General features: G+C 23.4%; 7 protein-coding genes. 5 read left to right on the forward strand and 2 right to left on the reverse strand.

Translation table 4 applies throughout. The features are described 5' to 3' along the window. Window positions 1-249 precede the first annotated feature (249 nt). The 4 genes from nadE to ACXX86_RS01850 all read left to right on the forward strand — a co-directional run bounded on the left by nadE (window position 250) and on the right by ACXX86_RS01850 (window position 2,735). Window positions 250-978 (forward strand): NAD(+) synthase, encoded by a 729-nt coding sequence (gene nadE / locus ACXX86_RS01835; protein WP_458561028.1) that lies wholly within the window; start codon window positions 250-252, stop codon window positions 976-978. An 84-nt stretch (window positions 979-1,062) separates the two neighbouring features. Then, window positions 1,063-1,545 carry a hypothetical protein gene (locus tag ACXX86_RS01840; protein WP_458560555.1) on the forward strand — a complete coding sequence of 161 codons (483 nt, stop codon included), beginning with the start codon at window positions 1,063-1,065 and terminating at the stop codon, window positions 1,543-1,545. Further along, the gene (locus tag ACXX86_RS01845) at window positions 1,532-1,777 is read left to right on the forward strand and encodes a hypothetical protein (protein WP_458560554.1); all 246 of its coding nucleotides are present in this window, start codon (window positions 1,532-1,534) and stop codon (window positions 1,775-1,777) included. The genes ACXX86_RS01840 and ACXX86_RS01845 overlap by 14 nt, the downstream gene beginning before the upstream one ends. Beyond that, window positions 1,770-2,735, forward strand: a complete 966-nt coding sequence (locus ACXX86_RS01850) for an Eco57I restriction-modification methylase domain-containing protein (RefSeq protein ID WP_458561029.1) — start codon at window positions 1,770-1,772, stop codon at window positions 2,733-2,735. Before ACXX86_RS01845 ends, ACXX86_RS01850 begins: the two co-directional genes overlap by 8 nt. Window positions 2,736-3,059: 324 nt before the next feature. Here ACXX86_RS01850 and ACXX86_RS01855 read toward each other — a convergent pair whose 3' ends face one another. Next, window positions 3,060-4,430 carry a dihydrolipoyl dehydrogenase gene (locus tag ACXX86_RS01855; RefSeq protein WP_458561030.1) on the reverse strand — a complete coding sequence of 457 codons (1,371 nt, stop codon included), beginning with the start codon at window positions 4,428-4,430 and terminating at the stop codon, window positions 3,060-3,062. Between the two features lie 142 nt (window positions 4,431-4,572). After that, window positions 4,573-5,319, reverse strand: a complete 747-nt coding sequence (locus ACXX86_RS01860; RefSeq protein ID WP_436358470.1) for a tyrosine-type recombinase/integrase — start codon at window positions 5,317-5,319, stop codon at window positions 4,573-4,575. A 681-nt stretch (window positions 5,320-6,000) separates the two neighbouring features. On the opposite strand from ACXX86_RS01860, the gene ACXX86_RS01865 reads away from it, so the two are divergent. Beyond that, window positions 6,001-7,371: an IS1634 family transposase gene (locus ACXX86_RS01865; protein WP_436358471.1), complete on the forward strand. Its 1,371-nt coding sequence runs from the start codon at window positions 6,001-6,003 to the stop codon at window positions 7,369-7,371. Window positions 7,372-7,501 lie beyond the last annotated feature (130 nt).

A 7,501-nucleotide genomic window follows, 5' to 3' on the forward strand; every position in this document is an offset into this window, starting at 1 on the left:
CTTGTCCTTTTTAGATTTATTTCAATTTTTTTACTAATTTTTTCTTACCAAAAATTTATGGTAAGATTTCTATTAAATTATTATAAAAATAATAATCTAATATTTATTACATTAATAAATAACAAAATTTTACCACATTTTGCCAAAAAAATCATAAAATAAGCAAAAGAGCACACTAAAAGTGTTTTTTTGCTAAAAAACTGATTTTATTTTAATTTTAAAAGTTTAATGTGCTAAAATTTTTGCACTATGAATGTTCAAAAATATACAGATTATTTAGTTAAATGATTGCAAGATGAAGTTGCAAAAGCAAACATGAAAGGTGTTGTTGTTGGTATCTCAGGTGGGATTGATTCTGCTCTTGTAGCAACACTTGCTAAAAGAGCTTTTCCAGATAATAGTTTAGGAATCATAATGCCTATCAATAGCATGCAAAATGATCAAGAAGACATTGCTGCTCTTGTGAAAAAATTTTCTTTAAAAACTGAAACTATTTCTTTAAAAGAAACTTACCAAACATTAGTAGAAGCACTACCTTTAAATGATAAATTAGCTCTTGCTAATATTAAACCAAGATTAAGAATGACTACTCTTTATGCCTTTGCACAAGAACATAAATATCTTGTTTTAGGAACTGATAATTTCTCTGAAATGTATCTTGGTTACTTTACTAAATATGGTGATGGTGGAGTTGATTTATTGCCTATTGTACAACTAACTAAAAGTGAAGTAAGAGCAATGGCAAGATATTTAGAAATTCCAGAAAGTATTATTAATAAGATTCCAACAGCAGGTTTATGAGAAAACCAAAGCGATGAAGCAGAATTAGGTTTTACTTACAATGATTTAGAAACTTACTTTAAAGACAAAAGTAAACTTGATTCAAAAACTATAACCTTAATAGAAAAACAACATAAAATCAGCGAGCACAAAAGAGTTGCTTTACCAAGACCAAAACATTATAGCGAAATCAATTAAAGTAGGAAAAACAAGGCATTTTTCCTAAATTAGTTTTTTTCTTTAATATTTTTAAGCAAAAATGAAATATTTAAGCGGGAGAGTATGACAAAGATAGAAAACGAAAGCGAAAAAGATAAAAAAATTATAGAAACAATTATTTTTGCAATAGTTGAAGAAATCAAAGTTTCTAATATTTCTTTTTCTAAAAATTTTGAAGATGGAAGAACAAACTCAACAATTAATAAAAAAGAAATTTTAAAATTTATTTTAGAAAATCAAAAAATCAAATCATTACTTAAGAAAATGGAATTGAAACTAACAGATAGCAAACCAAGAGAATGATATGATTTAGCCATTGAAGGTGAAACTTCTGAATATTTTGTTCCTATAAACTTAAAAATAACCTCCCTAGACAATAATTCTGGTGATAATTTGAATTCAAAAGGCGGCATTTATTTTGCCTTAACTGGAAATAAACCAGATTTTTCAAATCAAATAAATTGAAATGATTATTTTCAAAAACTTCACGACAATATTAAAGAAAACTACAAGGATTATTATTTTTTAATCATTGATAAAAAATAATTTAAAAGAATCATTCTATACTTCTTTAAAACAAATAGAAACCTTAGTTTCCAACGGAAATAATTTACCATTTCAGTGTATTTGAAGTAAAAATAAAAATTTAAAATATAGAACTTATAATGAAGCTAAACAATTTATTTTGCATTACCTAAGAGAAAGTATAGAAAAAAGAGCAAATATATTAAATGATTTTAACAAATACTTTACAAAAAAAGATGATGAAAATGAATAATATAACACAATTAAATAAAAAGAATTTAGGTCAAGTTTTTACTCCGGAATTTATTGTTAAAAAAATGATTAAATTAATATCTATACAAAATCCAAAACGTATTTTAGAACCTTCATCCGGAACGGGTAATTTTTATTATAAATTAAAGGAAAAATACAGCAATTCAGAAATTATTGCAATTGAAAAAGATAGTACTATAAGTCATAAAGAAGCCATCATTGATTCATATTTTAACACCAACTTTAAAAGTGATGTTATAATAGGAAATCCTCCTTATGTAGACTTTAAAAACATTCAAGAAAATTTGCATTCAAACTTTCTAAATCATAAACCTAATTTATTTTATTTTTTTCTTGAAAAAGCTTTATTTGATTTAGAAGAAAACGGAGAATTAATTTGAATTATATCAAGTAAAATATTTTCCAACAGTAGTGCTAAAAAATTAATAAAACATATATATGATAATTTTTCCATAACATACTGAGAACCGGTTTCTGAAAACGTATGAGAAAACGCATCAGTTCCTACTTCGATAGTAAAAATAGTTAAAACTAAAAATCATCCTAAAAAGTTAGAATATTTTTATAATAATGGAAAAATTATATTTGGTAAACCTTTAGAATTAAATCATAAAATAGTAGTAAAAGTAGGTGGTGCTTCTGGTTTTAATAGCAAAATTAAAGCAGGACTTACAGAATTTATAAATTCACAAACCGAAAGAACATTAAAAACAACAAAAATAGCTTACGAGCCTGAAAAGTGGATAAGACCAACTCCTAAAAGTCCACATAATTTTTCTTTTCAAATTTTTGTTAATTGTTTAACAAGAAAAGAAAAACCTTTTTACATTTTAAAAAAATACACAAGAGAACAAATTTATACATTATGATGCATCAGTTCTTTCGATTTACACTTTTTGTTCTCTTGATGAAACTATGGAGATTCTTGAAAAACTTAATAATTTTGATTGAGAAAAAGCAGGAATTAAAAAAGATGGCAGATTTCATTTTTCTCAATCATTGTTAAGTTCTATTATATTCAGTAATAAATAATAATAAAATGGTATAAAGAAAAAAGAAAAACAATAAATTTAATCAAAAAATAGGTGATTTTTAACTTTTTTACTATTTGTTAGGAAACTTGATAAAGTATAATTATAAAAACAATTTTGTGTTACAATTATATTATCATTAGTAGAGCTGCTGTTGGCAGTTTCCATTGTTCCGGCACTGGAAATAAGAAAAACTCACATTTAGTGAGTTTTTTGAATGCTTTGATTTCATTATTTTTTAAAAGTAAAGTTTCTTGCTGCATAATAAACAGCTTCTGCAATTGTTGGGTGTGTATATGATTTAGTTTGTAAGTCAGTAAATGTTCAATCGTTTTGGATGGCATGAGCTATTTCATTAATTAAAATGTGTGCCCCTTCTAAAAACATAAAACTTCCTAAAATTTTATTTGTTTTTTTATCAATTAAAAATTTAACAAAACCGTGTTTTTTATCTAAACCATCAGCATGTACTCTTGGTAATGCAGCAGCAGGTAATACTAATGATGCATATTCTACATTAGAATTAATTAGTTGTTGTTCGCTTGAACCAACTCCTGCAAATTCAGGATTTAAATAAACAGATCAAGGAATAAATTTAGGATTTACTACCTCGTTGTGTTTTTTATTTAATAATTCTTTTGCAACAATATCTCCTGTTTTATAAGCAGTTGTTGAAAGAAGTAAAATACCTGTTACATCTCCAATTGCATAAACATTTTCTACACTTGTTTCCATTTTGTCATTTACTTTAACAAAACCAGTTGGAGTTAATTCAACATTAAGTTTACCAAATGATTCTGTATTAGCAACTCTACCAACTGCCATTAATACTAAATCATCGGAAAATTCCTGTATTTTTGAATCAATTTCTACTAATAAAGTTTTATCTTTTACTTCTAGAAGTTTGACATTTTCATAAATTTCAACACCTTTTTCTAGTAAGTAATTTTTTACATTTTTTTGTAATTCAATGTCAAAATTACCCATAAAACTTCTTGCTTCTAAAATAGTAATTTTAACTCCAAGAGTTGAATAAAAATAAGCAAATTCTAAAGAAATTGGACCTGAACCAACTATTGTCATTGATTCTGGTAATTTTTCCAATGTTAGTGCTTTATCTGAATCAATTAAAAATCCTTCTTGGTAACCTTGTTCAAAACCTTTAAGGTTTAATTTTCTACTAGAAGAACCGGTAGCTAAAACTAATTTATCAAATTCAATAGTTTCGTTAGTTAGTTTTATAATTTTATTACTTAAAACTTCACCATATTCTTTAAAAATGGTTACATTACTAGAAACTAATAATTTTTCAATATTAACATTTAATAATTCTTTATTATCTTTTCTTCTTTTTTGAATTTCATTTAAATGAAAGTGTTTTCCATTTAAATGAATACCAAATTCTTTAGCTTTTTTTACAGTTTCATAAACTTTTGCAGATTTAATTAAAGTTTTGGTAGAAATACATCCTCTATTAACGCAAGTTCCACCTAAGTCGCTTTTTTCAATTAAAGCGACATTTTTTCCATTTGTAGCTAAAATGTTAGCAAGGCTATATCCACCTGGACCACCACCTAAAACTACTACATCAAATTTTTTCATTTTTTCTCCTTTTTTATAATTTTTTATAAATATATTTTATAGTTTTATTATATAGCAGTTTTATTTAAAAAACTTAGAAAATAATAAAACAAATGAAAAAATTGCATTTTTTTGCATTTTTTTCATTCAGGAAAACAAATTTTTATTCTTCATAAAAGATTTTATTGTACATATCTTGATTTTCCCTTTCAGAAAAATGCAAGTATTTAAAAGTGGTTGTAATTTTAATATGCCCCATTAACATTTGTACCATTTTAGGATTTGCATCATTTTTTAAAAGAAAACTAGCAAAAGATCTTCTTAAACTATGTGGTGAATAAATTTTTCCTAAAATTTTCTTGATTTGCTTAGCCACTGTATTTGGCTTGGCATTTTTATATTTATCTCAATTTTCAAACATTATTTTTAATGTTTCATATTTATAAAACAATTGTCTTTCACGATTACCTTTTCCTATAGTATATAGTCTGCCATCTCTAATATTTAAATGCTTTAATTCTCCAATTCTTATTCCTGTTTCAAATAAAAAACGAATTATTGTTTTATAAAAAATTTCTGTTTTCCGTTTAGTTTTAATTGTTGTTTTTTCATAAAGTTCTTCTTTTGTTATTATCGCTCTAAAGTAGAGCGGGATGGGTTTGAGTTTGATTTTGCTTAATTTTTCTAATTTTTCTTCATCCTTTGTATACTTTAAAAAACTATGATAAATATCTTTTAAAGTATGCTGGTATCCACCACCTTTTTTATCATCAATAATAATTTCAATTACTTTTTTAAATTCTTTATTATCAACATCTAAAACATCTCCTAGTATATATTCGTATTGTCTAATTGTATTTTTAGACAAATTAATTTCTGTACAATATTCTAAAAAATCTCTAACTTTCATCTTTCTCCTTATTTATAAAATTTAAAAATACACAAACAAATTTAATTTCATTTTATTTTTGACTTAAAAACTTAACAAAAAATATATAAGTTATAAAATTCAATTTTATTAAATAAAAATTAAATTCTCAAATAGTTCTTTTTTAAATCCGTAATTTTGCACTATTAATGATATATAATTTTTGTTTTCACATTTTTATAAACATTTGTAGAAAAAGTGTTATAATAATATTGTAAACATAGTTCATTACACTTAATTATCTAAATTTAGATAATGAAAACCCCATTGCGCTACAATGAGGTTTTTTTATTATTTTTTGAGGTAATGAACTTTAACAAATTTATAATTTTAGAATTTGATAATAAATACTAAAATTATGATTAAAATTAAGGTTATCATTTTCTCTATGAATAATATAAAACATAGTTCACCACCCCTTTCTGTGACAAAAAACTTAGTCACATTTTAATATTACCACAGAATTTATTTTATTACAAAAATACGGAAAAAATTGGGATTTTTGGTTTATTTTTCCTAAAATTTTTGTGTCATTTTAAGATTAAAACTTTTAACAATCAATGAAAGAATGATAAAATTTTTTACATCGTTAAAAACCAACTTTTGAATTTTATTAATAATTTATTTATAAACAAAAATTATGATTAATATATAATTAATACTATGAAATTAATGCTATATAACTCAACTGGACCAAAAAAGGCAACTTATAAAAATATTGGATATTGACAAGTTAATGGAAAAACCAGAAAAAATGTTAAACTTTTAGGACTAGGAAACGTCATTCAATTAAAAAAGAAAAATGAAAATTTCGAAGCTATAATTAAAGAGGTTATCAAACAATACGATGAAAAAGTTAATTTAGTTTTTTTAAAATCAGAAATAGACAGAGCATTAGAAAACCGAGTTACGTATTGAGATATCTTATATTATGGTTTTGAATTTATAAAAGAATATATTGAAGATATAAAATTATTAAATCAAATTACTTTTGACCAAAATAAAGAAATGAAAGAAGTGGTTTCTTATCAAATAGCCAACAAAATAATAAATCCTAAAAGGATAATTGAAGAATTCTATATTAAAAACATAACAACTTTAAATTCAGATTATTCCAAAAGTAATTTCCATCAAGCTTTAAGTATTTTATTTAAAAATAAGTCTAAAATTTTAGATTTTATTTTCAAAAATAAAATCAACAAAGAAAACAACTTATTATTTTTTGATTCAAAAACTATTTATTTAGAAAATATCATAAAGGACAATTTACAAGACTTTAGTTTTTTTGAAGATTATGAATTTTATGATGATCAAGTTGTTTTATCTACGATTTACGATGATCAAGGAATACCTATTTTTTATAAAACATTTGCTAAAAATACAGAATATGTTGGAACCTTAATTCCATTATTTGAAGAATTAAAAGAAAGAATTTCTATCAATAAACTAACAATAATAATTAATAAAGAAATGAGTTCTGCTGAAAATATAAAATTTCTTGAATCTAACAATATAGATTTTATAATTCCATATAAAACAAAAACTGCTTCTAAAAATGAAAATAACAATATCAAAACCAATAATTCTTTTAAATCTAAAAAAATAAAAACGTTTTCTGTTTATAAAACTTCTTTATCAGAAGCAGAATTAGATTTCTATTGAAATCAAGAAAAAATCCAAGAAATATTCAAAACTTTAAAAAGCAATGATGAAACTAATTCAATGTTGGTGTATAATCAAAACCAGATTGAAGAAAGTGCGTTTTTTTCCTTTATTTCCCTTTATGTTTTCAAAAATTTATTAAGTGAAATAAAAGCTTATTATAAGGAATTAGGAAGTTCAGATAAAATTACTGACAAGTCATTAATAAATATTTTAAATAGTTTAGAATATATTGTAGAAAAAGATACAAACACAAAAGAAATTATTAGAAAATTTAAAAAAGAAGGAGAATTTTCTAATAATGCATGAAAAATTTTTGAAGAATTTGAAAACTATATAAAAACCAAAAAATCTAAAATCAATAAAAACTAGTTTAATTTATAATTTTTTAAAAAATCGTGACAAATTATTTCTGTCTAATAAAAAATTTACAATTTACAAAACATTTGTAAATTATTAATCAAAATGTCCTTTTTTTAGCGATATGAAAATAATAATTATT

It is taken from the genome of Mycoplasma sp. CB776 (assembly GCF_054343395.1).